Annotated in this window: 28 protein-coding genes; 14 read left to right on the forward strand and 14 right to left on the reverse strand. The window is 64.7% G+C overall.

Annotated features, from left to right (window positions below; all coding sequences use genetic code 11):
* Window positions 1–48 precede the first annotated feature (48 nt).
* Entirely contained in the window at window positions 49–1,011 is a 963-nt protein-coding gene (locus BMI91_RS16625) for a hypothetical protein (protein ID WP_146684137.1), read from the forward strand.
* Here the strand turns inward: BMI91_RS16625 and radC are convergent.
* The 3 genes from radC to dnaK form a co-directional block, all read right to left on the reverse strand.
* Window positions 1,002–1,763: a RadC family protein gene (gene radC / locus BMI91_RS16630; protein ID WP_078606078.1), complete on the reverse strand. Its 762-nt coding sequence runs from the start codon at window positions 1,761–1,763 to the stop codon at window positions 1,002–1,004. The two genes, BMI91_RS16625 and radC, sit on opposite strands and share 10 nt — an antisense overlap.
* A 94-nt stretch (window positions 1,764–1,857) precedes the next feature.
* Window positions 1,858–3,021, reverse strand: coding sequence for a molecular chaperone DnaJ (gene dnaJ, locus BMI91_RS16635; RefSeq protein ID WP_078570707.1), 1,164 nt, complete (start codon window positions 3,019–3,021; stop codon window positions 1,858–1,860).
* 74 nt (window positions 3,022–3,095) lie between these two features.
* A complete protein-coding gene (dnaK, locus tag BMI91_RS16640; protein ID WP_078605951.1) occupies window positions 3,096–5,012 on the reverse strand; it encodes a molecular chaperone DnaK in 1,917 nt (638 codons plus the stop codon).
* Window positions 5,013–5,194: 182 nt separating this feature from the next.
* On the opposite strand from dnaK, the gene BMI91_RS16645 reads away from it, so the two are divergent.
* Window positions 5,195–5,830: an alpha-ketoglutarate-dependent dioxygenase AlkB family protein gene (locus tag BMI91_RS16645; RefSeq protein WP_078605952.1), complete on the forward strand. Its 636-nt coding sequence runs from the start codon at window positions 5,195–5,197 to the stop codon at window positions 5,828–5,830.
* 66 nt (window positions 5,831–5,896) lie between these two features.
* On the opposite strand, the gene BMI91_RS16650 is transcribed toward BMI91_RS16645, so the two are convergent.
* On the reverse strand, window positions 5,897–7,039 hold the full coding sequence (locus BMI91_RS16650; protein ID WP_078605953.1) for an alkane 1-monooxygenase: 1,143 nt from the start codon (window positions 7,037–7,039) through the stop codon (window positions 5,897–5,899).
* 58 nt (window positions 7,040–7,097) lie between these two features.
* Window positions 7,098–8,084 carry an A/G-specific adenine glycosylase gene (locus BMI91_RS16655; protein ID WP_244176674.1) on the reverse strand — a complete coding sequence of 329 codons (987 nt, stop codon included), beginning with the start codon at window positions 8,082–8,084 and terminating at the stop codon, window positions 7,098–7,100.
* A gap of 189 nt (window positions 8,085–8,273) precedes the next feature.
* Here BMI91_RS16655 and BMI91_RS16660 point away from each other — a divergent pair, with 189 nt between their 5' ends.
* Complete coding sequence (locus tag BMI91_RS16660; RefSeq protein ID WP_078550922.1) at window positions 8,274–8,783, forward strand: DUF721 domain-containing protein; 510 nt, start codon at window positions 8,274–8,276, stop codon at window positions 8,781–8,783.
* On the forward strand, window positions 8,784–9,461 hold the full coding sequence (locus BMI91_RS16665) for a DsbA family protein (RefSeq protein ID WP_078522249.1): 678 nt from the start codon (window positions 8,784–8,786) through the stop codon (window positions 9,459–9,461).
* Between the two features lie 48 nt (window positions 9,462–9,509).
* Here BMI91_RS16665 and lpxK read toward each other — a convergent pair whose 3' ends face one another.
* From lpxK to BMI91_RS16685, 4 genes are all read right to left on the reverse strand, one after another.
* Window positions 9,510–10,499: a tetraacyldisaccharide 4'-kinase gene (gene lpxK, locus BMI91_RS16670; RefSeq protein ID WP_078605955.1), complete on the reverse strand. Its 990-nt coding sequence runs from the start codon at window positions 10,497–10,499 to the stop codon at window positions 9,510–9,512.
* Window positions 10,499–11,737, reverse strand: coding sequence for a 3-deoxy-D-manno-octulosonic acid transferase (locus BMI91_RS16675; RefSeq protein WP_078605956.1), 1,239 nt, complete (start codon window positions 11,735–11,737; stop codon window positions 10,499–10,501). The genes lpxK and BMI91_RS16675 overlap by 1 nt, the downstream gene beginning before the upstream one ends.
* A 7-nt stretch (window positions 11,738–11,744) precedes the next feature.
* Window positions 11,745–12,002, reverse strand: coding sequence for a DUF4170 domain-containing protein (locus tag BMI91_RS16680; protein WP_078522252.1), 258 nt, complete (start codon window positions 12,000–12,002; stop codon window positions 11,745–11,747).
* 87 nt (window positions 12,003–12,089) lie between these two features.
* Window positions 12,090–12,911 carry a sugar phosphate isomerase/epimerase family protein gene (locus BMI91_RS16685; RefSeq protein ID WP_078605957.1) on the reverse strand — a complete coding sequence of 274 codons (822 nt, stop codon included), beginning with the start codon at window positions 12,909–12,911 and terminating at the stop codon, window positions 12,090–12,092.
* 77 nt (window positions 12,912–12,988) lie between these two features.
* On the opposite strand from BMI91_RS16685, the gene zapE reads away from it, so the two are divergent.
* Window positions 12,989–14,080, forward strand: coding sequence for a cell division protein ZapE (zapE, locus tag BMI91_RS16690; protein WP_078606079.1), 1,092 nt, complete (start codon window positions 12,989–12,991; stop codon window positions 14,078–14,080).
* Here the strand turns inward: zapE and BMI91_RS16695 are convergent.
* The 4 genes from BMI91_RS16695 to BMI91_RS16710 all read right to left on the reverse strand — a co-directional run bounded on the left by BMI91_RS16695 (window position 14,077) and on the right by BMI91_RS16710 (window position 18,459).
* A complete protein-coding gene (locus BMI91_RS16695; protein ID WP_078605958.1) occupies window positions 14,077–15,099 on the reverse strand; it encodes an LLM class flavin-dependent oxidoreductase in 1,023 nt (340 codons plus the stop codon). The two genes, zapE and BMI91_RS16695, sit on opposite strands and share 4 nt — an antisense overlap.
* Window positions 15,100–15,191: 92 nt before the next feature.
* Entirely contained in the window at window positions 15,192–16,463 is a 1,272-nt protein-coding gene (locus BMI91_RS16700) for a bifunctional folylpolyglutamate synthase/dihydrofolate synthase (RefSeq protein WP_078605959.1), read from the reverse strand.
* 91 nt (window positions 16,464–16,554) lie between these two features.
* Window positions 16,555–17,499, reverse strand: a complete 945-nt coding sequence (accD, locus tag BMI91_RS16705) for an acetyl-CoA carboxylase, carboxyltransferase subunit beta (protein WP_078522256.1) — start codon at window positions 17,497–17,499, stop codon at window positions 16,555–16,557.
* A gap of 66 nt (window positions 17,500–17,565) precedes the next feature.
* Entirely contained in the window at window positions 17,566–18,459 is an 894-nt protein-coding gene (locus BMI91_RS16710) for a CPBP family intramembrane glutamic endopeptidase (RefSeq protein ID WP_078602325.1), read from the reverse strand.
* 168 nt (window positions 18,460–18,627) lie between these two features.
* On the opposite strand from BMI91_RS16710, the gene BMI91_RS16715 reads away from it, so the two are divergent.
* A complete protein-coding gene (locus tag BMI91_RS16715) occupies window positions 18,628–19,386 on the forward strand; it encodes a TSUP family transporter (RefSeq protein ID WP_078541616.1) in 759 nt (252 codons plus the stop codon).
* A gap of 3 nt (window positions 19,387–19,389) precedes the next feature.
* Here the strand turns inward: BMI91_RS16715 and BMI91_RS16720 are convergent, their stop codons facing one another.
* Window positions 19,390–20,715, reverse strand: coding sequence for a FliI/YscN family ATPase (locus tag BMI91_RS16720; protein ID WP_078605960.1), 1,326 nt, complete (start codon window positions 20,713–20,715; stop codon window positions 19,390–19,392).
* A gap of 80 nt (window positions 20,716–20,795) precedes the next feature.
* Here BMI91_RS16720 and BMI91_RS16725 point away from each other — a divergent pair, with 80 nt between their 5' ends.
* The 8 genes from BMI91_RS16725 to flgH are packed head-to-tail and all read left to right on the forward strand — an operon-like array spanning window position 20,796 to window position 24,832.
* Window positions 20,796–21,182, forward strand: coding sequence for a FlgB family protein (locus BMI91_RS16725; RefSeq protein WP_078605961.1), 387 nt, complete (start codon window positions 20,796–20,798; stop codon window positions 21,180–21,182).
* Window positions 21,183–21,184: 2 nt separating this feature from the next.
* Window positions 21,185–21,577, forward strand: a complete 393-nt coding sequence (flgC, locus tag BMI91_RS16730) for a flagellar basal body rod protein FlgC (RefSeq protein WP_078605962.1) — start codon at window positions 21,185–21,187, stop codon at window positions 21,575–21,577.
* 18 nt (window positions 21,578–21,595) lie between these two features.
* Window positions 21,596–21,886, forward strand: a complete 291-nt coding sequence (fliE, locus tag BMI91_RS16735) for a flagellar hook-basal body complex protein FliE (protein WP_078605963.1) — start codon at window positions 21,596–21,598, stop codon at window positions 21,884–21,886.
* Window positions 21,886–22,152 carry a flagellar biosynthetic protein FliQ gene (locus BMI91_RS16740; RefSeq protein WP_078522260.1) on the forward strand — a complete coding sequence of 89 codons (267 nt, stop codon included), beginning with the start codon at window positions 21,886–21,888 and terminating at the stop codon, window positions 22,150–22,152. The genes fliE and BMI91_RS16740 overlap by 1 nt, the downstream gene beginning before the upstream one ends.
* 1 nt (window position 22,153) lies before the next feature.
* Window positions 22,154–22,870, forward strand: a complete 717-nt coding sequence (locus BMI91_RS16745; RefSeq protein WP_078605964.1) for a flagellar hook-basal body complex protein — start codon at window positions 22,154–22,156, stop codon at window positions 22,868–22,870.
* 15 nt (window positions 22,871–22,885) lie between these two features.
* Window positions 22,886–23,671 (forward strand): flagellar basal-body rod protein FlgG, encoded by a 786-nt coding sequence (gene flgG / locus BMI91_RS16750; protein ID WP_078550910.1) that lies wholly within the window; start codon window positions 22,886–22,888, stop codon window positions 23,669–23,671.
* Entirely contained in the window at window positions 23,671–24,096 is a 426-nt protein-coding gene (gene flgA / locus BMI91_RS16755; protein WP_078550909.1) for a flagellar basal body P-ring formation chaperone FlgA, read from the forward strand. The genes flgG and flgA overlap by 1 nt, the downstream gene beginning before the upstream one ends.
* 10 nt (window positions 24,097–24,106) lie before the next feature.
* Window positions 24,107–24,832: a flagellar basal body L-ring protein FlgH gene (gene flgH / locus BMI91_RS16760; protein WP_078606080.1), complete on the forward strand. Its 726-nt coding sequence runs from the start codon at window positions 24,107–24,109 to the stop codon at window positions 24,830–24,832.
* Window positions 24,833–24,836: the final 4 nt, after the last annotated feature.

Consider the following 24,836-nt stretch of genomic DNA (forward strand, 5'->3'; position numbering starts at 1 on the left):
GACAGACCCCAGTTCGAGGCGGCGATGCGCACCATTCGCAAGATATCCATGATCGGAGCGACGTTCCTGCTCGCCGCCGCGACCGGTCATGTGATGCAAAGCGTGGGTCCGCGCCCGCAACTCGGTGCGTCTTTGGTGGCGAGCTCGGTCAGTCGCGAGACTTGGAGAAATCGGGTCGAGCCGCGCGAGGAACCGCGGGTTCAGCTCATTTCGAAAACCGTTCTTCGCAATCCTCCCGTCTATCATTTCGCGACGGATCCCGGTGTCGGCATCGTGCCTGCGACGGTGCGCACTTCGGGCGACCGGTTCACCTCTTCGCTTCCGCAACCGATGCCGTTGAAAACCGGCGCGGCCGATTGCGGGCACGCCGTCCTGTCGGTTACCCCCGCAGGCGACGGGCTGACCAAGCTGGAGCTGAGTGCGCCGTGCCACCCCGATACGAAACTGACGATCCGCGATGCGTCGCTCTCGATTGCCGGGCAGACCGATAAGTCGGGGGCTTTCTCGGCTATTCTGCCTTTGCTTGCGCCGACGACGTCGCTGGAAGTCACCACCGGTGGATCGACGATCGCGCAGGTGGAGGCCGCAGCGTCGGGGCTCGATAAGATCAACCGCGCGATCTGGGTGACCGATGCACAGAGCCCGTTGCATCTGAACGCCTATGAGAACGGCGCGCAGTTCGACGATGCAGGCCATCTCGACGTGACCAAGCCGCGCACGCTGGACACCTCGCTGGGCGGCTATATGCAAAGCTTCACCGCCGCAGATGGCAAGCGCATCGAAATCTACACCGCCCCCAAGACGCTCACCGCGCTCAAGCTGCAACTCGAGGCGACGCTGTCCTCCGACGATTGCGGCAAGTCGGTCGGCGGCCGGCTGATGCGGATGCATGGCACCGGGACCGCAGCGATGCCGATCACCCTCGATCTGCCCGCCTGTCCGTCCGATGGCGGCACGGTGGTTTTACCGCTTGATGGGTTCGAGTCCCAGGGCCTGACCGCTCAGAAGTAACCCTCCGACCGCAGGCTGATCTCGCAGTCCTTACCGAGGATCAGATGATCGTGCAGTACGATGCCGAAGAGCTTCGCCGCCTCGTCGATCTGCCGTGTGAGGGCGATATCCGCCTCGGACGGGGTCGGGTCGCCCGAGGGGTGGTTATGCACCAGAATCAGCGCCGATGCATTGGCCTCCAGCGCGCGCTTCATCACCTCGCGCGGATAGACGGGAACATGATCCACCGTGCCGCGGCCCTGTTCCTCATCCGCAATCAGCGCGTTCTTCCGGTCCAGTAGCAGCAGGCGAAACTGCTCCGTCTCGGCATGAGACATCGCCATGTGACAGTAATCGACGAGCGCCTGCCACGAGCTGAGCACCGGTCGATGCATCACCTTCGAGCGTGCGAGCCTTTGCGCCGAGGCCTCCACCAGCTTCAACTCGATCACCACGGCCTCGCCCACGCCGGTCACTTGGCGCAGGCGGGCGGGCGGGGCAGAGACCACCCGCCCGAAATCGCCAAAGGTTTCGATCAGGCGGCGGGCGAGAGGTTTGACGTCCTGCCGGGGGCTCGCGCGAAACAGCACCAGTTCGAGCAGTTCGTAATCGGGCAGGGCCTGCGCGCCGCCTTCCATGAACCGCGTGCGCAGCCGTTGCCGATGGTCGAACAGATAGGACGGCTTGGACGCGCCCGGCGGCGGACGGATCGCGGTGCCGCCGTTGAACAACGGCAGCGGAGGCTCCTGCATATGATGGGGTATCTGGTCCATGAAACAGACCATGAACGATTCGGGTTGAAGAAAGCCTTAATCGGTTGCGAGCCGGACAAGAAAAAAGGCGCCCGAAGGCGCCTTTTCGAAATGATCACTGAGTCATGCCATCCCAGAAGCTTTTGACTTTCTTGAAGAAACTCGCGCCTTCCGGGTTGTTCTCGGCTTCGATCCCCTGGAACTCCTTGAGGATTTCCTTCTGCCGTGCGGTCAGGTTCACCGGGGTTTCGACGGCCAGTTCGATGAACATGTCGCCGGCCCCGCCGCCGCGCAGCGCGGGCATACCCTTGCCACGCAGGCGCATCTGCCGCCCCGATTGGCTGCCGGCCGGGATTTTCACACGGCTGCGGCCGCCATCTATCGTCGGCACTTCGACCTCGCCCCCAAGGGCTGCGGTCGCCATGCTGACCGGCACGCGGCAATGCAGATCGGTGCCTTCGCGTTCGAAGATCGCGTGCGGCTGGACCTCGATGAAGATGTAGAGATCGCCCGACGGACCACCGCGCAGCCCCGCCTCGCCTTCGCCGGCGTGACGGATGCGGGTGCCGGTCTCGACCCCCGGAGGGATGTTGACCTGAAGCTGGCGATCGACCTCCACGCGGCCTGCACCATGGCAGACCTTGCAGGGGTTCTTCACCACCTGACCCTGGCCGCCGCAGGTCGGGCAAGTCCGCTCGACCGTGAAGAAGCCGTTCTGCGCGCGCACCTTGCCCAGACCCGAACAGGTCGGACAGGTCTGCGGCTCGGAGCCGCCTTCCGCACCGGAGCCGTTACACTCGGTACAGGCGGCCGAGCTTGGCACGTTGATCGTCTTGTGGGTGCCGCGATACGCCTCTTCGAGCGTGACGCGCATGTTGTAGCGCAGATCGGAGCCCCGCTGCGCGCGCGAACGCCCACCGCCGGGACCGGCTCTGCCGCCGCCCATGAAATCACCGAACAGGTCTTCGAAGACGTCGGAGAAGGCCGAGGCGAAGTCGCCCTGACCGCCCGCGCCGCCATAGCCGCCGCCCGGACGCCCGCCGCCCATGCCGCCTTCGAACGCCGCGTGACCGAACCGGTCGTAAGCGGCCTTCTTCTCGGCGTCCTTGAGGACGTCGTAAGCCTCGTTCACTTCCTTGAACTGGGCCTCGGCATCGGGATTGTCGGAATTGCGATCGGGATGAAGCTCTTTCGCCTTCTTGCGATAGGCTTTCTTGATCTCTTCGGCCGAGGCGCCTTTGGCAGTTCCCAGAACGTCGTAATAGTCGCGTTTTGCCATTGGTTACCCCCTTGGCGGAACGCAGGCGGGCCCGCCCTTAGAAAAGGCAGGCCCGCCCAACATTCCATGCGCAATTACTTGCGCTCGTCCTCGCCCAGATCTTCGAAGTCAGCGTCGACGATATCTTCATCGACATCGCGCGGGCTGTCTTCGTCGTTCGAGCTCTCGCCCTGACCGGCTTTCTCCTGCTCGGCCTTGTAGATGGCCTCGCCGAGTTTCATCGCCGCATCCGTCAGGTTCTGGATCGCGCCTTTGATCTTGCCGGCTTCCTCGGTCTTGAGGGCTTCCTCAAGCGCGTTGGCCGCCAGTTCGATCGCTTCGACGGTCGAGGCATCGACCTTGTCGCCGTGGTCTTCAAGCGACTTGCGGGTCGAGTGCAGGAGCGATTCGCCCTGGTTCTTGGTTTCGACCAGCTCCTTGCGGGACTTGTCCGCGTCGGCATTCGCCTCGGCGTCCTGAACCATTTTCTCGATCTCGTCGTCGGTCAGGCCGCCGGACGCCTGGATCGTGATCTTCTGCTCCTTGCCGGTGCCCTTGTCCTTCGCCGAAACGGACACGATGCCGTTCGCGTCGATGTCGAAGGTCACTTCGATCTGCGGCATGCCGCGCGGGGCCGGGGGGATGTCCTCGAGGTTGAACATGCCGAGCATCTTGTTGTCGGCAGCCATCTCGCGCTCACCCTGGAAAACCCGGATCGTCACTGCGTTCTGGTTGTCTTCCGCGGTGGAGAACACCTGGCTCTTCTTCGTCGGGATCGTCGTGTTGCGATCGATCAGGCGGGTGAACACGCCACCCAGCGTCTCGATGCCGAGCGACAGCGGGGTCACGTCGAGCAGGACGACGTCTTTCACGTCACCTTGCAGAACGCCGGCCTGAATGGCCGCACCGAGCGCCACGACCTCATCCGGGTTCACACCCTTATGCGGCTCTTTGCCGAAGAAGCCGGTCACTTCCTCCACGACTTTCGGCATACGGGTCATACCGCCGACGAGCACGACTTCGTCGATCTCGTCCTTGGAGACGCCCGCATCCTTGAGCGCGGCGGCGCAGGGCTTCAGCGAGGCCTTGATCAGATCGCCCACGAGGCTTTCCAGCTTCGCACGGGTCAGCTTCATGACCATGTGCAGCGGAGTGCCGTCCTTGCCCATCGAGATGAAGGGCTGGTTGATCTCGGTCTGGCTCGAGCTCGACAGCTCGATCTTCGCTTTCTCGGCAGCTTCCTTCAGACGCTGAAGCGCCATCTTGTCCTTGGTCAGGTCGACGCCATGTTCTTTTTTGAACTCGTCAGCGAGGTAGTTGACGATGCGCATGTCGAAGTCTTCACCGCCGAGGAACGTGTCGCCGTTGGTCGATTTCACTTCGAAGAGACCGTCGTCGATCTCGAGGATGGTGATGTCGAAGGTACCGCCGCCAAGGTCATAGACCGCGATGGTTTTCGATTCTTTCTTGTCGAGGCCATAGGCCAGCGCAGCCGCGGTCGGCTCGTTGATGATGCGCAGCACTTCGAGGCCGGCGATCTTGCCGGCGTCTTTGGTGGCCTGACGCTGAGCGTCGTTGAAGTAGGCGGGCACGGTGATGACGGCCTGGGTGACTTCTTCGCCCAGATAGCTCTCGGCGGTTTCCTTCATCTTCTGAAGGATCACGGCCGAAACCTGTGCGGGGGAGTACTTGTCGCCCTTCACTTCGACCCATGCGTCGCCATTGCCGCCGTCGACGATGGAATAGGGAACGAGTTTCTTATCCTTCTCGACTTCCGCATCGGTGGTGCGGCGACCGATCAGACGCTTAACAGCGAAAACGGTGTTCGAGGGGTTGGTGACCGCCTGACGTTTCGCCGGTTGGCCGACCAGACGTTCGTCGTCCGTATAGGCGACGATCGAGGGGGTGGTGCGCGCCCCTTCGGAGTTTTCAATCACTCGGGGCTGTGCGCCATCCATGATGGCGACGCAGGAGTTCGTAGTCCCGAGGTCGATACCAATGACTTTACCCATGATGTTACCTCTCTTGGCGATATGACGGGGAACGGGTCCATTCAGGCCCCCGGCCCCTATCCCTTGGGTTTCGGTTTCATGCTCTGCTATCTAGCGGTGTGAGCCGCCGTCGGCTTCGAAGCGTATATAAGGAGGGGAAAATCGGGCTGCAAGAAGGCTCCCCCGAGGAAGAGGGTGAGAAAATGACAGAAAACCGGAAACACGCAACATCTCGGCCCGATCCGCAGGAGATTCGCGGCTTCCGGCATTATCCCGGCTGGCTGGACCTCGACGAGCAAAAGGCGCTGATCGAGACGCTGCGCGGTGTCGTCGCCCAGGCGCCGCTGTTCTCGCCGATGACACCCTACGGCAAGCCGATGTCGGTGCGCATGACCTCCGCCGGGCGGTTCGGCTGGATCTCCGACCGGCGCGGCTACCGTTATTCGGAGACCCATCCCGACGGCCAGCCCTGGCCCGAGATCCCGCAACCGATCCTCGATATCTGGGAGGCGGTCGCGGGGACGCCGCGCGCCCCCGAATGCTGCCTGATCAATTTCTACGGCGAAGGCGCGAAGATGGGCATGCATCAGGATCGCGATGAGGAGGATTTCGATCAGCCCGTGGTGTCGGTCTCGCTGGGCGACGACGGGCTGTTTCGCATCGGGAACAAGACGCGCGGTGGCAAGACCGAAAGCATCTGGCTGCACTCGGGCGATGTGATGGTGATGGGGGGCGAGGCGCGGCGGCTTTATCATGGCATCGACCGCGTGAAGCCCGGCACCTCGCCGCTGATGCCGAAGGGCGGGCGGATCAACCTGACGATGCGCGTCGTGACCTGACGCCTGTTCTGGCGGCATCTGCGGGAGCCTCCGGCGGGGATATTTTTGCCAAGAGGAAGGGGCTGGTCAGAAAGAGCCGCGCGGCAGCGGCGTCGTGCCCTTGTTATAGGGCGTCCAGTCCTCGACATCCGGGTAGTATTTCCGCCGCCACGCCCGCACGCGCGGGTTCATCCGGCGCCGCCAGAGCGGCGGGATCATCGCGAGCGCCGTCATGCCGGGATAGCCGAAGGGCAGCTGCGGGGCTTCCTCGGCATCGTAGGTCTGCAGGAGCGGGAAGCGGCGGTCGGGTTTGTAATGGTGATCCGAATGGCGCTGCAAATTGATCAGCAGCCAGTTCGAGGCCATGTGATCGGCGTTCCAGCTATGGCGCGGCAGGACATGCTCATAACGCCCCTCGCCCTTGTATTGCCGGGTCAGGCCGTAATGCTCGACATAGTTGGTCAGTTCCAGCTGCCAGATCGCGAAGAGCGCCTGCAGCAGAAACAGACCGAGCCCCAACCAGCCGCCCAGTAGCGCCGCCACGATCAGCGCCAGCGCTTGCAATGCCCCGTAGCGCCAGAACGGGTTGGAGCGGTGCCAGACCGGGCGGCCCGCGCGGCTCAGTTTCAGCTTCTCGGCTTTCCAGGCGGAGCGGGGGCATTCGAAAATCACCCGCCAGAAGAAGCGGTGAAACCCCTCGTTATAGCGCGCCGAGACCGCATCGCGGGGCGTGCCGACCCAGAGGTGGTGGACCAGCAGATGCTCGGTCCGGAAATGGGAGTAAAGGACGCTCGCCAGCAGCAGATCGCCCAGCCAGCGTTCCAGCTTGCTTTTCTGATGCAGCAATTCGTGGGCGTAGACGATGCCGATCGTGCCCGAGATCACGCCTGTGCCGAACATCAGGGCGACGATCTCGAAGTCGTTCAGGTGATCGGTATGCGTCACCCACCAGATCGTGCCGAAGATCACGGCCGCCTGAATCGGGAACCAGACCAGCGTGATCGCGCGATACCAGAACAGCTCGGCTTCGGGCGTTTCGGTGTCGGGCTGATCCTCGTTGCGGCCGAGAAGCTGGTCGAGCACCGTCGTCAGCCACCACGCATAGGCGGGCAGCAGGATCAGGGTCCAACCGCCGAACCACGCCTCGATCCCCGCCAGAGGCACGGTGCCGAGCGACAGCCAGAAGGGCAGGGCGTGAGAGGGGCGGCGGATTTCGTCGCGGCTGGACATCGGAGCCTCGTGAGCGATGCGGGCGAGGTCATACTAGCCGAACGCTAACCCGATACAATCATTCAGCTTGCGGCCATTCGGCGCTTTGGGCGGCATCCCAGACCTTGCGCATCAGGGTGGGCAGATCGCCGGGGCGGAAATCGGCGCGCGGGGTCACGGCGTCGGTCTCGGTGCGGGTGACGTGAACCTGCAGGATCAGGTGGAAATGGGTGAAGGTATGGCGCACCTCGACCGGAGAGAGCGTCCAGTCGGCCTGCATCGGCGGAGCGGGTGTCGGCGCCTCGGACCAATCCGAGCCGGGAAAGCCCAGCGTGCCGCCCAGAAGCCCCTTGTCGGGGCGGCGTTCCAGCAGCACGTCGCCCTGACCGTTCATCGCGACATAGGCGAAGCCGCGGCGGGTGGGCTTTTCCTTCTTCGGGGCTTTGCGTGGCAGCGTCTCGGCGATCCCGGCAGCGCGGGCGGTGCAGGAATCAATGAGCGGGCAGATGCCACAGGCCGGATTGCGCGGCGTGCAGATCGTCGCGCCCAGATCCATCATCGCCTGCGCGAAATCTCCGGGTCGGTCCTCGGGCGTGATCTGTGCCGTCAATTCGGTCAGCTCCGCCTTCGCGCTAGGCAGCGGCGTGTCGACCGAGAAAAGCCGCGAGACGACGCGCTCCACATTGCCGTCGACCACGGCGACCGGCTCGTCATAGGCGATGGCGGCGATCGCGGCGGAGGTGTAGGGGCCGATGCCGGGCAGCTTTTGCAGCTCTGCCGCCGTCTCGGGGAAGCGCCCGTCCAGCTCACCCGCCACGACACGCGCGCATTTCAGCAGGTTGCGGGCGCGGGCGTAATAGCCAAGCCCGGCCCATTCGGCCATCACGTCGCCATCCTCGGCTGCTGCGAGTGCACCCACATCGGGCCAGCGCTCGGTGAAACGGCGGAAATAATCGCGCACGGCGGCGACCGTGGTCTGCTGCAGCATCACCTCGGACAGCCAGACGCGATAGGGATCGGGCCGTTCGCCCTCTGCACGATCCGCAGGCGACACGCGCCACGGCATGACGCGGGCATGTGTATCGTACCAGGTGAGCAGGGTTTCGCCGATTGCCCCTTTACCGTCACGCAATGTTTATGCTCCCCTCTTGCCGACCGGTTGGCCCGGCCCGATGTGCTTCCTAGAATGGGATGGATCAAGAGGAACCGCCCACGAATGAAAAAAAGCGACCCGCAAAAGACGCCTTCGCGGCGAATGCGTGGCTTTGAAGCCGCGGGCGGACTGCTGCGTAACCGTATCCGCGCCGCGGGTGAAGCGCGTGGGTTTGCGGTCTCGCGCCTGCTGACCCACTGGGCGGAAGTGGTGGGCCCGGACACCGCCGCGCAATGCCGCCCGGTGAAGATCGGCTACACCAAAGGCGGCTTCGGTGCGACCCTTACCCTCCTGACGACCGGAGCGGCGGCGCCCATGCTGCAGATGCAGTTGCCGCAAATCCGCGACAAGGTGAATGCCTGCTACGGCTATAACGCGATCTCGCGCATTTCGCTGACGCAGACCGCGCCGACCGGCTTTGCCGAAGGTCAGGCGCAATTTGCACCGAAACCCAAACCCGAACCCCGCAAACCGGACCCCCGCGTCGCCGAAGCGGCGAAGGCGCAGGTGGCCGATTGTGGCGATGCCGATCTCAAATCGGCGCTGGAAGAACTGGCAAGAAACGTTCTATCGAAGTCCGCAGAGCGGGCTGCACACAAGAAAGGCAGATAGATGAGCAAAACTCTTTCGATCCTCGGCGGCGCGGCTGTCATGGGGCTTCTCGCGACGGGCGGCTGGTATGCCAGCCAACACAGCGAGGCGAGCCTGATCACTGCGGCCCAAGCGCAGGAAGCCACGGCGAACAAAGATGTCGAGACTCTGCCCGACGTGGTTCTGGGTCAGGAAGATGCGCCGGTCACCGTGATCGAGTACGCCTCCTATACCTGCCCGCACTGTGCCGAATGGCATAAGGTCGAGTATCCGCAGCTGAAGAAGAACTACATCGACACCGGCAAGGTGAAGTTCATCCAGCGCGAAGTCTATTTCGACAAGTTCGGTGTCTGGGCCGGTCTGATCGCGCAATGCGGTGGCGATCCGAAATATTACGCGATCTCGGACATGATCTATAACAAGCAGAAGGACTGGATCGGCGACGGCAAGCCGCAGACCATCGCGGACAACCTGCGTAAGATCGGCCTGCAGGCCGGGCTGAGCAACGATCAGGTCACCGCCTGCATGAACGACGAGAAGCGCGCCGAGCGGATGGTCGCGACCTTCCAGAAGAACGCGGGCGACGACAAAATCGATGCGACGCCGACCTTCATCATCGACGGCGAGAAGCATTCCAACATGGCTTGGGACGACTTCAAGAAAATCCTCGACGACGAGCTGGCGAAGCAAGCCAACTGATCCCGGCGACAGATGTTGAGAAGGCCGGTCCCGTGGGGCCGGCCTTTTTCATATCCCGAGCCGGTCGAGCGCTGCGTCGAGCGCTGTAGGGTCGTCTATCTCGAGCCGCACCGGCAGGGCGAGTACCTTCGGGCGGAAGCTTTCCGGCAGGCGCACCGCGTCCTTTTCGGTCGTCACCATCTGCGCGCCGAGCGTGTCGGCCTCTGCCTCGATGCGCTGCAACAGGCGGGTCGTGAAAGGCTGGTGGTCTTCCAGCGCCTCGCCGCGCAGTAGGTTTGCCCCGAGGCTACGCAAGGTGGCGAAGAATTTCTCGGGATGGCCGATGCCTGCGAAAGCGAGGACGGGAAGGCCCTCCCAATCCATGCCCGTCTGCAGCGGGGCGAGCTGTCCCGTCAGGCGTGGTTTCGAAATTCTGGAACTCCAGAAATTGGCGAATTCAACCTGTGCAGCTTCCGGCCCGATCGATAGCAGAAAGTCGGCACGGGCCATTCCGGCCTCGATCGGTTCGCGCAGCGGCCCGGCAGGCAGGCAGCGCCCGTTGCCGAAGCCCTTATGCGCGTCGACCACCACGATGGAGAGGTCCTTGTGCAATGCGGGGTTCTGATGGGCGTCGTCGAGCACGATCACCTGCGCTCCGGCCGCGACCGCCGCCTGCGCCCCGGCGGCCCGGTCGCGCGCGACCCAGACCGGCGCGAAGGCCGATAGCAGTAGCGGCTCGTCTCCGGTTTCCTCGGCGCGGTGGCTGCGCTCATCGACCTGCACCGGCCCTTCGAGCGATCCGCCATAGCCGCGCGAGACCACATGGGCGGTCACACCGCGCGCGGCCAGCCGTTGCACCAGCCAGATCACCGTCGGCGTCTTGCCGGTCCCGCCCGCGTTGATGTTCCCGACCGAGATCACCGGCACGTTGAGCCGCAGTCCCGGCTGTGCCACGCGCCGCTTCGTCATCGCCGCGTAAATCGCGCCGAGCGGCGACAGCAGGCGCGCGCGAAGGCCCGGCGCGGCGGGGGCATTAAACCAGAAGCCGGGCGCGCCCATCACGCCACCCGTGCGGGCTGGGTGCCCGACAGGATCTCGGCCAGATCGCGGGCGATGGTCTCCACCGCGCCGGCGCCGCCCGAGGTCACCGCCCAGGCGTTATGGGCCAGCTGCGCGGAGCGTTCCGGCGCGATCAGGTCCGCGACCACTTCGGGCAGATCCTCAGGAACCACGACGCCCCGGCAGGCTTTCGCAGCCTCGAGCCGCAGGTAATCTTCGCGGAACGGCGCAAGTTTCGGGCCGTGCAGGATCGCCGAACCAAGCGCCGCCGCCTCAACCGGGGAACGCGGAGCCCGCGCCGTCCCCGACAAGGTGCCGCCCATATAGCTGAGCGCGGCCAGCCGATACCAAAGCCCGTATTCCATCGCGTCGTCGGCAATGAAAATTTCGGTCGTCAATTCCGGTTCGCCCTCGAGCGACCGGCGCGCGACCGACCAGCCCTCGGCGGTCAGCTGCGCGGCGAGGGCCTCGCCTTGGGATTCGTCATCCGGTGCAAGCAGAAGCAGCAGCCGATGCGCGTGGCGCTGGGCGTAGCGATGGGCCGCCGTCACCGGGCCGATCTCGGCCTCCGGTACGGCAGCGGCCAGCCAGACCGGGCGTGCGCCCATCGACTCGGCCATCGAGGTGCGCTCTGCTTCGGAGCCGTAAAGCGGCTGCGGCGGTTCGCCGAGCGCGCCGTCATTGACCACGATGACCGGCCCATTCAGTTTGTCGCCCACCCGTTCGAGGCTCGCCTCATCGCGCAGGTAGATGCGGTCGATCCGGCCCAGCAATGTCAGCGAGACGTCATCGAGGCGCAGCCCATCCTCACCGCCGAGTTTCGCATCGGCCAGAACGCTGGCGATGCCGCGTTTCTGCGTCTCCGCGATCAGGGCGGCGGGCAGCGTGTCGTCCATGATGAGCACGAGATCGGGGCGCCATGCATCCAAGACCAGACGGACTGATGCCGGACGATCCTCGGGGGTGGGCCGGAAATAGACCTCTTCGGGTAGCCCGTCCGGGGCGGTCTCGCTGCCGCGCACCGTCATCGCGATGCGGATGTCGGGCATCCGTGCGGCCACCCTGCGCGCGACCAGCCCGGCGGCTTCCGCGCATTTCCCCGCAGCCCAAATCCACAGCAGCGGGGCGTCGGCGCGCTCCTCCCCCTGACCGGCCTCGACCGCGGCTTTCGCCTTGGGTCCCGCAGGACGCAAGGCAGAGAGTTGCAGTTTGAGCCAGAGAGGAAGAGAGCGCGCCATGCCAGCCTTAGTTGCCGAGCTCTTCGGTGGTCGACACTTCGAGCTCTTCGTCACGCAGGCGATGCAGGTGCGCGATGAAGTAACGGGTATGGGCGTCGTCGACGGTGCGCTGCGCCTCGGCCTTCCACGCGGCATAGGCGGAGGCGTAGTTCGGATACATCCCGACGATATGGATATCGTCGACATTCTTGAATTCGGTGCGGCTCGGGGTCACCAGCTCGCCGCCGAAGACGAGGTGAAGACGTTGCGGGGTCGGTTTGGCCATAAGAACTCCTGTCGGCTTTTCTGCGGCGCAGAGATTACGCTTTGCCCCCACGCTTCACAAGGAGAGGGCCGGGGCCGCACGTAGCCGTTACCGCGCCAGTCCCTGAGACTCCAGATATTCCGCGCCTTTTCGCACGCCAATCTCGTCGTTCACTTCCAAAATCAGGCGCGGCATCTTCGGCAGCTTGCCAAGCGCCTTGAAGACCGAGTGCCACGCGATCGTGCCTTCGCCGGGGTGCCAGTGCCGGTCGCCATAGCCGTCGATATCCTGCAGGTGGACATGCTCCAGCGCCGCGCCTGCCGCATGGACGAACACATCGACCGGCGGCGCGCCGCAGCGGCGATGCATGAACTGTGCATGGCCCGTATCGAGCGAGACCTTCACCGCTTTGCTCTTCATCTTCGCGGCCAGTTCGACACGCAGGTTCGGCGTGATGTCCTCGCAATTCTCGATGACCAGCGTCACGCCCAACTCCTCGGCGCGTTCGATCACCGGGGTCAAGACATAGCGCACGCGTTCGACCTGAATGAACGCGTTGGCGGGGTTCTGCTCCAGGTCGGCCTCCTTCCAGAGCGTGTAGGGCGAATGGATCACCATCTGATCTCCGCCCAGCTCCGCCGTGATTTCCAGCACCCGCAGCATCCGGGCGCGGATGACCTCGATAATCTCGGAATCGGCGCAGTCGATATTGAACGAGGTGAAGGGCCCGTGCAGCCCCAGCCGCCCGGTATAGCCGTCGAGCAATTCCTTCGTCCGCGCGACCATCTTGCGCAGATCCGCATCCGTGGCGTTCGGCCAGCAGAAGCTCTGCAATTCCAGATCGCGCTGGTCGTTCAGAATCCAGTCGCGATGATGCGCGAGCATATCGAGGCTCAGCGCAGCGCCGAGCAGCGGTAATTCCTTGGCCATGGGGTCCTCCTCCGGATCGGATGCTCGCGCAAGCCGCGGGGCTTTTCAATCCCGTGAGCGCGCTATATCGGAACGTCATGAAACGCAGTCTGCCCGAGTTTTACGAGAGCATGGTGGAGAACGGGGACCTCAACCCCGATCCCGCCCAACGCGCCATTCTGCCCGAACTGGAGCGTGTGCGCCGCGCGCTGGAAGAGGCGCCTGCGCCGGAGCCGGTGAAACGCGGGCTCTTCAAGCGCAAGATCAAGCCGGTCGAAGGCGTGCGCGGCCTCTATATCTGGGGCGGTGTCGGGCGCGGGAAATCTATGCTGATGGACCTGTTCTTCGGCCAGACCGACGTGCCGAAACGCCGGGTGCATTTCCACGCTTTCGTGCAGGAAGTCCAAGGCAAGCTAGACGATGCGCGCCGCGCCAACACGGTGGATGCGATGCGCCCCGTGGCCGAAGAGGTGGCGGGCTCGCTGCGGCTGCTGTGCTTCGACGAGATGCAGATCACAGACATTGCCGATGCGATGATCGTGGGTCGTCTGTTCGAGGCCCTGTTCGAGCGTGGCGTGACCATCGTCACTACCTCGAACCGGGTGCCCGAGGACCTCTACAAGAACGGGCTCAATCGCCAGCTTTTCCTGCCCTTCATTGGGCTGATCCGCGAGAAGCTCGACGTCTACGAACTGGCCTCCGAAAACGACTATCGTCAGAACCGTTTGGCAGGCCAACAGGTCTATTTCACGCCTGCGGGTCGCGAGGCGCGCGCGAAGATGGATGCGCTTTGGGATGAGCTGACCGGGGGCGATCATCACGGCAAGCTCGACATTCCGGTGAAAGGCCGCGTGGTCGAAATCCCGCATTTCCATAATGGGGTCGGCCGTGCGAGCTTCTGGGATCTCTGCGCGCAGCCGCTGGGTCCGGCGGATTACCTCGCCATCGCGGATGCGGTGAAGGTGCTGCTGCTTGACGATATTCCGCTGCTCTCGGCCTCGAACTTCAACGAAGCGAAGCGCTTCGTCACGCTGATCGACTCGCTCTACGAGGGCAAGGTCCGGCTGATCTGTTCGGCCGCGGACGAGCCCGAGCGGCTTTACGTCGAAGGCGAGGGCACGTTCGAATTCGAGCGCACCGCCAGCCGCCTGCGCGAGATGCAGGCAGACGGCTGGGCGGCTGAGGCTTAAGCCAGCATTTCGTTCAGAAGCGGGCGGACCTTGGTGCCGTAAAGCTCGATCGTCTTGCGCAGATGCGCGGGGTTCTGCGGCCCGCCGCTATATTTCAGCGTGAACCGTGACAGGCCCAAGGCTTTCACCGTCCGCGCGATCTTGCGCGCCACGGTTTCCGGGCTGCCGACATAGAGCGAGCCATGCTCGATCTCCGACAGGTAGGCCTCGCGCCGGAACGGCGGCCAACCGCGCGAGCGCCCGATCATGTCATGCATCCGCGCATAGCCTTCGTAGAACTCTTCCTGCGCGATCTCGTCGGTCTCGGCGATATGACCGGGCGAATGGACGCCGATCTTGCCGGGCTTGGTGCCCATCTGGTCATGCGCGCGGTGATAGAGATCGACATGCGGTTTGAACCGGGTCGAATCCCCGCCGATGATCGCCAGCATCAGATCCATCTGCATCGCGGCGGTCTCGACCACCGATTGCGGCGACCCGCCGACCCCGCGCCAGATCTGCAGTGGCGCCTCGGGGCGCGGATAGACGGTGACGTTCTTAAGCGGCGGGCGCATCTGCGCGTCGAAGCTGACCTTCTCCTGCGTCGCGAGCAGATGCAGGATCTGCGACTTCTCGGTGAACAGCGCCTCGTAATCGTTCAGGTCGAGCCCAAAAAGCGGGAAGCTCTCGGTAAAGGAGCCGCGCCCGATGGTGATCTCGGCCCGCCCCGGCGCCAGCGCGTTCAGCGTCGCGAAACGCTGGAAAACGCGGATCGGATCATCCGAGGACAGCACCGTCACGGAGGTGCCCGCCTTGATCTTCTCGGTGCGGGCAAGGATCGCCGAGAGGATCGGCTCGGTCGAGGAGATCGCGAAATCCGGGCGGTGATGTTCACCGAGCCCGATATAGTCGAGCCCGACCTGGTCGGCGAGTTCGCCTTCGGCCAACGTGTCGCGGATAACCTCGGCATGGCTTTGCAGCAGGCCGTCCTCCCCGCGCGTCACATCGCCGAACGTGTCGATCCCAAGCTCAAGCTGCATGGTGGTCTCCTTTCCTGTTCACGCGAAGATAGGCGCGCAGGCGCAGGTCAGCCACCGGTATCCTCGCACAGACTCCGTGCGAGACCGCAGCCTCAGCCGTTATCGCGCAGCACCCGCCCCGCGAGGTAGAGCGAGCCGCAGATCAGGATGCGGGCATGGGGATGGATCGCGACGATCCCCGCGATGGCCGAGCCGACCGAGGCCGCAGGGCGGGCCTCTATGCCGACCACGCGCGCGGCCGCGGCGGTCGCTTCGGCGGGCAGCGTGTTCGCCTCGCCGGGGATCGAGACGGCCAGCAGGCTCGCCGCGTGATCCGCCAGCGGACGCAGATAGCCGGTCACGTCCTTGGTGTTGAGCATGCCGCAGATCAGATGGGTCGGGCGTTTCGGAAGCGCGCCGAGCGTCTTGGCGATCATGTCGCCCGCCGCCGGGTTGTGCCCGCCATCGAGCCAGACCTCGGCCTCGGGCGCACCGTCCACCAGCGGTCCGTGGCGCAGCCGTTGCATCCGCGCGGGCCATTCGGCTTTCGTCACCGCCGCCTCGCAGGCAGCCTCGTCAAAGCCCAGATGCCGCAGCGCTGCGAGCGCCGCCCCGGCATTGGCGATCTGATGCGGGCCGGGCAGGTTCGGCAGCGGCAGATCGAGAAGCCCGTTCTCGTCCTGGAAGATCAGCCGGTCGCGCTCTTCCCAGACCTGCCAATGCTGGCCATGCACCAGAAGCGGCGCGCCGAGCTTTTCCGCCCGCGCCTCGATCACCTCGAGCGCGGCCTCCTGCTGGGGACCGACCACGCAGGCCACACCGCGCTTGATGATCCCGGCCTTCTCGCCCGCGATCTCGGCCAGCGTTTCGCCAAGGAATTGCTGATGGTCGATCGAGACCGGCGTGATGATGCTCAGCGCGGGCGTGTCGACCACATTGGTCGCGTCGAGCCGCCCGCCGAGACCCACTTCCAGCAGCGTGTAATCCGCAGGGGTCCGCGCGAAGGCCAGAAGCGCCGCCGCCGTCGTCACCTCGAAGAAGGTGATCGGCTTGCCGCCATTCGCCGCCTCGACCTCATCGAGCAACGCGGCGAGATCGGTCTCGGAGATCAGCGATCCGGCGATCCGGATGCGTTCGTGGAAGCGCGCGAGATGCGGCGAAGTATAGGCGTGGACGCGCTTGCCCGCAGCCTCCAGCCCGGCCCGGATCATCGCCTGGGTCGAGCCCTTGCCATTGGTGCCCGCGATATGGATCACCGGCGGCAGGTCGCGCTCGGGATGGTCGAGATCCCCCAGCAGCCGCTCCATCCGGTCGAGCGACAGGTCGATGACCTTGGGATGCAGCGCCATCAGGCGGTCGAGAATATCATCGGAGCTTTGCGTCATTGGCCCCTCCGGCCTTAGATGGCGGACCGGGGAGGGGGCGCTGCCCCCGCGGCTGATGCCGCCCCCCGGGATATTTCAGCCAAGTCGAAGATCAGGTCTTGGGCTTCGCCTCGGCCTCGGGAGCCGCCTCGGCGACCGCTTCCTCGGGCGCCTTCTCCGGCGCGGGCAGATCGCCCTTCACCGCAGGCGGCAGGTTCATCAGCATGCGCAGAATGGTGATCAGCTCGTCGCGCATCTTCATGCGATGCGTCACGCGGTCGAGCATCCCGTGATCCAGCAGGTATTCGGCGCGCTGGAAACCCTCGGGCAGCTTCTCGCGGATCGTCTGTTCGATCACGCGCGGGCCCGCGAAGCAGATCAGCGCGTTGGGCTCTGCGATATGCACGTCGCCCAGCATCGCGTAGGAGGCGGTCACGCCGCCCGTCGTCGGATGGGTCAGTACGACGATATAGGGAAGGCCCGCTTCCTTGAGCATCTGCACGGCGACGGTGGTGCGCGGCATCTGCATCAGCGACAGGATGCCTTCCTGCATCCGTGCGCCGCCAGCCGCCGAGAACAGCACCAGCGGGCGCTTGAGCTTCACGGCACGTTCGGCTGCCGCGATGATCGCGTTGCCGACATACATCCCCATCGAGCCGCCCATGAAGGTGAAGTCCTGCGCGGCCGCGACGATCGGCGTGCGCCCGATCTCGCCCTCGGCCACCAGCATCGCCTCTTTCTCGCCGGTCGATTTCTGCGCCGCCTTCATCCGGTCCGGATAGCGTTTCTGGTCCTTGAAATGCAGCGGGTCGGTGATCGGTTCGGGCACTTTCACTTCGGAGAAGATGCCGCCGTCGAACAGCGCCTCGAAGCGCACGCGGGGCGTGATCGCGAGGTGATGGTCGCAATTGGTGCAGACGTTGAGATTGTCCGACAGCTCCCGGTGGAACAGCATCGTCCCGCATTCGGGACATTTCGTCCAAAGGTTCTCGGGCACTTCGCGGCGCGAAAACAGCGAGTTAATCCGAGGACGGACGTAATTGGTGATCCAGTTCATCGTATGAGCCTCTCGCTGGGGCGGGTCGGTTTGGCTTGAAATACGCCGCCCCTGCACGAATTGCAATCAGACGCGGAGGGTGAGGCGGATCAACAACCACGCGATCAGCAGGTGCAGCATGTCCAGCAGAAGCCACGGCAAGAGGTCCCAAAGGTCGCGTGTGTTGATCACGATCGTGTAGAGCGCGAGCCCATCGAGCTGGCCGTAGAAGCCGACGAGGAAAAGCGAGCCGAAGTTATTGGCGAAATGCAGCGCAAGGGCTGCGCCGAGATTGCCGGTTCGAGCGGTCAGGTCGCTTGCGAGGCAGCCGAAGCCGAAAGCCCAGAGCGCGGGCCAGAACGCGTTGCTGCCATACGCGCCGGGCGAATAATGTAGTGCGCCGAACAGAGCCGAGGGCAGAACCATCCAGATCAGGGGGCTGCGCCAGCGCGCCGCGAGTTGCTGCAGGAGATAGCCGCGAAACAGCACCTCCTCGGTCGCGATCTGAACGAACAGAAGCGGCAGCGCGATCGGCGCCCAGCTCAGCACATGCACCAGCGGGTTGGAGCGCGCCGTGGACTCGCTGAGCTGGGTCAGCCCGAAGGAGAAGAGAGCGAAGAGCAGCAGAACCGGCAGCACCTTCGTGAAGGTGGCGAGGCTCCGCTCTCCGAACAGCGTTGCGGGCGCGCGGTGATGCAGGTGGCGGCTGACGACGAAAGTCGCGATCAGAAGCGGCGCGAAACTCGCGAGCAGAATGGCGAGGCCGCGCGGCGTCGAGCCATGGGCGATTTCCTGAAACAACCGAAGCATCGAGAAATCGTCGAGCATCGAAGAGAAGAACAGGATCATCGCCCAGCCGCTGAGCAGGTAGAAGGCGACGATCACGCCCAGACCCAGCATCCCGCGCCAGATCTGCGCATAAGGCTTCGCGGGGGCCGCGAACGCCTCGAGCGGCGCATATCGGTTCGTGCGCGCGATCACCGGGCGGGGCTCGCAAATAGCGGGGCGGCTGCAAGGGGCGATTGGGTCATCTGGGTCTTCCGCAAGGCTGAGCTTCGGTGATAGCGGCTGCGGCCCCGGTGAGGCAACGGCTTTACTTTTCTCGGCGCGGGCAGGACAAGAGGCGGCTGTCTTCTGACCGGGGTGCAAATGTTTGAACTTCCTCTCGATCTGGTGGTGATGCTGATCGGCGCGGCCTTCGCGGCGGGGGTGGTCGATTCCATCGCGGGCGGCGGCGGGCTGATCACGGTGCCGGCGCTTTTGCTGGCGGGCGTGCCGCCCGTGCAGTCGCTCGCGACGAACAAGATTCAGGGCACGTTCGGCGCGGCGACGGCTGCGATTTCCTACGCGGCCTCGGGCCATGTGGTGCTGCGAAAACAGCTATTGGCCGCCGTGATCGGGTTCCTTGGCGGGCTGGCGGGGGCGCTTCTCGTGTCGCGCATTCCGACCGACAAGATCGAGATCGCGCTGCCGTTCATCCTCGTCGCGATCGCCGCGTTTTTCGCGTTGCGGCCCGGTTTGGATGACACGGATCGGGTGCAGCGCATTCGGCCCGGCCTGTTCACCGCCGCCTTCGTACCGGTGATCGGCTTTTACGACGGGCTGATCGGGCCGGGGACGGGGTCGTTCTTCATGATCGGTTTCGTGACGCTGGCGGGGTACGGCGTGCTCAAGGCGACGGCGCATACGAAACTGCTGAACTTCTCGTCGAATATCGGTGGGCTGACGGGGTTCCTGCTGGTCGGCTCGCCGCTCTGGGTGCTCGGCATCGCAATGGGGCTGGCGCAGATCGCGGGGGCGAGGCTGGGCTCGCGGCTTGCGATGCGGGTGGGCGCGCGGCTGATCAAACCGCTGCTGGTGACGACCTCGACGCTGCTGGCCGCGAAGCTGCTTTGGGACCTGATCTAGACCCTATCCCGGCACCTGCGACAGGATCGTGCGTAGCCGCGCGAAACTGCCCGAGATACCGTCGGGGGCGGGTTCGGCAATGAAGGCATCCAGCTCGGGCCAGAGCTTGATCGCCGCGTCGATACGCGGGTCCGAGCCTTCCGCATATAGCCCCGCCTGAATCATCATCTCGGCCCGGTCATAGGCGCCAAGCAGGCTGCGCGCCTTGCCAATAAGCCGGTTTTCCTCGGGATCCGCCGCGTCGGGCAGCGAGCGCGAAACTGAACGCAGCATGTTGATCGCCGGGAAGCGCCCCCGCTCCGCGATCTCGCGCTCCAGCACCACATGGCCGTCGAGCACGCCGCGCAGGATATCGGCGATCGGCTCGTCCATATCGGAACCGGCCACCAGAACCGAGAAAACGCCGGTGATGTCGCCTTGACCTTCGGCGCCGGGGCCCGCGCGCTCGCCCAAGGCCATGATCTGATAGGAGGTCGAGGGCGGATAGCCGCGCAGCGAGGCGGGCTCGCCCCCGGCGAGCGCCACTTCGCGATGGGCTTCGGCAAAGCGCGTGATCGAGTCGGCGAGGAACAGCACATGCTGGCCCGCATCGCGGAAATGCTCGGCCACGGCCATCGCAGTCCAGGCGCATCGGCGGCGCACCAGCGGCGATTGATCCGAGGTGGCGGCGACGATCACCGCGCGGGCCATCCCCTCCGGGCCGAGCGTCTTTTCGACGAATTCCCGCAATTCCCGGCCGCGTTCGCCGATCAGCGCGATGACGACGATATCGGCCGACACCCCGCGCGCGAAACTCGCCAATAGCGAGGATTTCCCGACGCCCGATCCCGCGAAAAGGCCGACCCTTTGGCCTTGGACCAGCGGCAGCATCGTGTCGAAGGCGGCAAGTGACGTCTCCAACCGACCGCCCAACCGCTTGCGCTGGGCGGCAGGAGGCGGGCTTGCGCGCAAATCGCGCTCGCGCCCGCCGTGGATCAGCGGTTGCCCGTCGAGCGGCTTTCCGAACGGGTCGATGATCCGCCCGACCCAGCTGTCATGCGGGGCGATCCCGCCCTGACCGAGCAGCTCCACCTCGTCGTCGATCGCCACGCCATCGGCGGCTCCGTCGGGCAGCACCGTGACCGCCCCACGCGTCAGCGACAGAACCTCCGCGCCGATTTCGCGCCCGCTTTGGCAGCGAATCGTCGCGCGGTCGCCGAGGGCCGCCGAACGGGCCAGACCGCTGACCTCGATTATCCCGCGCCGCACCTCGCGTACGCGCCCGACCGCATGGGCGCTGGCGATACCGCGCATTTCGGCGTGCAACAGGTCGAATCCTGCAAATGCCATTCTGGCCTCCGATGTTCTCGAAACGTTTTCTAAACGATTCGCTCTTAAAGCTTGGTTGATAGCTCGGAGGAGAAGCCCCGATGTTCGAGAAGATTGAGATCATGAAAATGGCCAGTGCGATGGCCACCCACGCCGCAGCCCGCCAGAACGCGGTTGCGGAGAATATCGCCAATGCGGACACGCCCGGCTATGCGGCGCGTGACCTGCCGGCTTTCGAAGACCTCTATCGCAGCGAGGGTAGCGGCGCTCTGCGGGCGACGCGGTCCGGTCACATCGACGCTTCGGCGACGATCACCACCGCACCCGAGGTGATCGCCTCCCCCGGTGTCACCTCGCCGGATGGCAATTCGGTCTCGCTGGAAGAAGAGATGGTCCGCTCGGTCGAGGTGAAACGCGAGCATGATCTGTCGCTCGCGATCTACCGCTCCTCGCTCAACATCCTGCGCAGTTCGCTCGGGAGGGGCTGAAGATGAGCGATTTCACCCAATCCATGGCGCTCTCCGCCTCGGGCATGAAGGCGCAGGCGATGCGGCTTCGGCACAGCTCCGAGAATATCGCGAATGCCGATACGCCCGGATATCACCGCAAGATCGCGGCTTTCGAGAAGGTCGTCTCCGAAGGCGCCCCGACCGGAGAGGTCACCCTTGGCCCGGTGCGGCTCGACCGATCCGAACTCACCCAAATCTACGAACCTGGCCATCCGATGGCCGACGAGAACGGCTACCACGACGGCTCGAATGTCGATCTGGTGGTCGAAATCGCTGACGCGCGCGAAGCGCAGCGCAGCTACGAGGCGAATTTGCGCATGTTCGATCAGGCCCGGCAAATGTCGGCCTCCCTGCTCGAACTGCTTCGCCGCTAAGGACCGAGGAGATCTAGAATGGATTTTAACACCTCCCTTGCAACGCAAAGCTACGCCCAGGCCCGGGCTGCTGTCCCGCCGGAAGCGGGCGGTTCCGGGCCGGGCTCCCTTTTCGAACAGGCGGCGAGTTCATTCGTCGATGCGGTCAAGGCGGGCGAAGACACTGCCAAAGCCGCGATGGCGGGACAGGCTGATCCACATGCGCTGGTGCAGGCGCTTGCCCAGACGGAACTCGCGATCGAGACGGCGGTGACCGTCCGCAACAAGGTCGTCGAGGCCTATCAGGAAATTCTCAGGATGCCGGTCTGATGCAGGACGCGATCTTCTTCGACACGCTCCGGCAGGGCTTGTGGATCGCCGTGCTGATCGCGGCGCCGCTCCTGTCGGTCGCGCTGGTCGCGGGGGTCACGATCGGCCTCTTTCAGGCGCTGACCTCGGTGCAGGAAATGACGCTGACCTTCGTGCCCAAAGTGGGGGCGATGCTCGTCGTGTTCTGGGTGTCGATGAGCTTCATGTCGGAAAAGCTGGTGGAGTTCTTTACCCGCACCATCCTGCCGATCGTCGCCGGGGGCTAAGATGGATAACGCAATCTATACCACCCTCACGCGGCAATCCGGCTTGATGCGCGAAATGCGGACCGTTGCGAACAATATCGCGAATGTCTCGACCACGGGCTTCCGGCGCGAGGGCGTGATTTTCTCCGAGTATCTCTCGGGGCTGGAGGGCAACGAACCCTCGCTGTCGATGGCGCGGGCGCATGGTCGGCTGATCGATCGAAGCCAAGGCGGGCTGACCCAGACAGGCGGCACCTTCGATTTCGCGATCGAGGGCGAGGGGTTCTTCATGATCGAGACCCCGCAGGGCAATCAGCTCACGCGGGCTGGCAGTTTCATCCCGTCGGCTGAAGGCGAGTTGCTTACGCCCGACGGGTACCGGCTGCTCGATTCCGGCGGTACGCCGGTCGCAATCCCCTCGGGGGCGACTTCGGTCGCGCTCGCCGCCGATGGCACACTTTCGAACAACGGCCAGCCTATCGCGCAGGTCGGCGTCTACCTTCCCACCGATCCCAGTGAATTGCGCCATGTCGGCGGCACTCGCTTCACCGCAGAGGCCGGGGCCGAACCGGTGGAGGGCGCGGTTCTGATGCAGGGGTATCTCGAAGACAGCAACGTCGATCCGATCACCGAGATCGCGCGCATGATCGAGGTCCAGCGCGCCTACGAGATGGGCCAGGCCTTTCTCGAACGCGAAGACGAACGAATCCGCGGCGTCATCCAGACGCTCGCCCGATAACAGGAGGCCCAGGACATGAGAGCGCTTCAGATCGCAGCCACCGGCATGAGCGCGCAGCAGATGCGCGTCGAGGTGATTTCCAACAACCTCGCGAACATGTCGACCACTGGCTACAACGCGCGCCGCGCCGAGTTCGCCGATCTGCATTACCAGCAGATGACCCGCCCCGGCACGATCAACGCGACCGATGGCACGACCATCCCCGCCGGGGTGCAGCTTGGCCTCGGGGTGCGCCCGACTGCCGTGACGGTCAACATCGCGCAAGGCTCTCTCAGCGCGACGGGCGGCGATCTGGACCTCGCGATCGACGGCAATGGCTATCTCGAGGTGACGCTGCCCTCGGGCATCTCCGCTTACACGCGCGACGGTGGGCTCAAGCGCAATGGGACTGGCCAGATCGTGACCTCTGACGGCTACCCGGTCGTGCCCGAGATCACCATTCCGAACGACGCGCGCGCCGTGGCGATCAACGCGCAAGGCGAGGTTTATGCCTATTTCAGCAATCAGGTCGCGCCGCAGCTTCTCGGCCAGTTCACCTTGGCGAATTTCTCAAACCAAAAGGGGCTGGAGGCGATTGGCTCGAACCTGTTTCTCGAAACCGGGGCCTCGGGGCCGCCCAATGTGAATACGCCCGGCGCGGATGAGTTGGGCACGCTGCGGCAGGGGTATCTGGAGGAAAGCTCGGTCGATCCGGTGCGCGAGATCACAGAGCTGATCAAGGCGCAGCGCGGCTACGAGTTGAACGCGAAGGTCATTTCCGCCGCCGATCAGATGCTTGGCGCGACGACGCAGGTGCGGTGATGCTGAGGTGGGCGATCCTGATTGCGGTATCCGGTCTTCTGCCGGGCAAGGTCTTGGCGGACACGCTCGTCGCGCTGCACACTATGCGCGCCCGGACAATCGTCGCCCCCGCAGATGTCGGGCTGCAACCGGGCGAGGTGGTCGGGGCGTTGACCGGGCCGGAGGAGGCGATCGGCCTCGAGACGCGCGGGGTGATCTATGCCGGTCGCCCGATCCGAGCCCGCGATCTGGGGCAGCCCGCCATTGTCGAGCGCAATCAGATCATCCCGCTCCTGTTCCGCCGCGGCTCGTTGGAGATCCGAACCGAAGGCCGCGCGCTCGATCGCGCTGGCATCGGAGAGACGATCCGCGTGATGAACGCCGCTTCGAAAACCGTGGTCTCCGCGACGCTTGGCGCTGACGGAACTGCCCATGTTGCCCCATGAGGAATTCGCGATGAAATCTCCTGCCCTGTTGCTTTTGTCGATCACGCTCATCGCCTGCGGGCGGCTCGAGCAGGTCGGTAAGGCGCCCGGATTCACGCCGATGGAAGGCGGGAACGAGTTCTACGCCATGGCCTCCTCACCACTGCCCGTCACGACGGAGGCGCGCAGCCCCGAACAAGAAGCCTCTCTTTGGTCCGGTGCGCGCAATTCCCTGTTGGGCGACCCACGCGCCGCCAAGCGGGGCGATATCCTCACCGTCGTGATTGAGATTAACGATAAGGCCGAAATCTCGAATTCGACGGGTCGCTCGCGCAGCGGGTCCGACACGATGGGAGTGACCTCGATGCTCGGCATTCCGCAGCGGATCGACAAGCGCCTGCCCGCCGGGGCGAGCATGGCCGACGCCGTCTCGACCAATTCGAATTCGACCTATTCCGGCGACGGGCAGGTATCGCGCAACGAGAAACTGACCCTGCGCGTGGCCGCCACGATCATCGAGACGCTCCCGAATGGCGTGTTGCGCATTCAGGGCAGCCAGGAGGTGCGGGTGAATTTCGAGGTGCGCGAGCTGATCGTCACCGGTTTCGTCCGCCCCGCCGATGTGAGCCGCCAGAACGAGATCACCTATGACAAGATCGCTGGCGCGCGGATTTCCTATGGCGGGCGCGGGCAGATCACCGATGTCCAGCAGCCGCGCTATGGCCAACAGATCGCCGATATTCTCCTGCCCTTCTGAGGTT

The sequence above is a fragment of the Thioclava sediminum genome (assembly GCF_002020355.1).
Lineage (GTDB): Bacteria > Pseudomonadota > Alphaproteobacteria > Rhodobacterales > Rhodobacteraceae > Thioclava > Thioclava sediminum.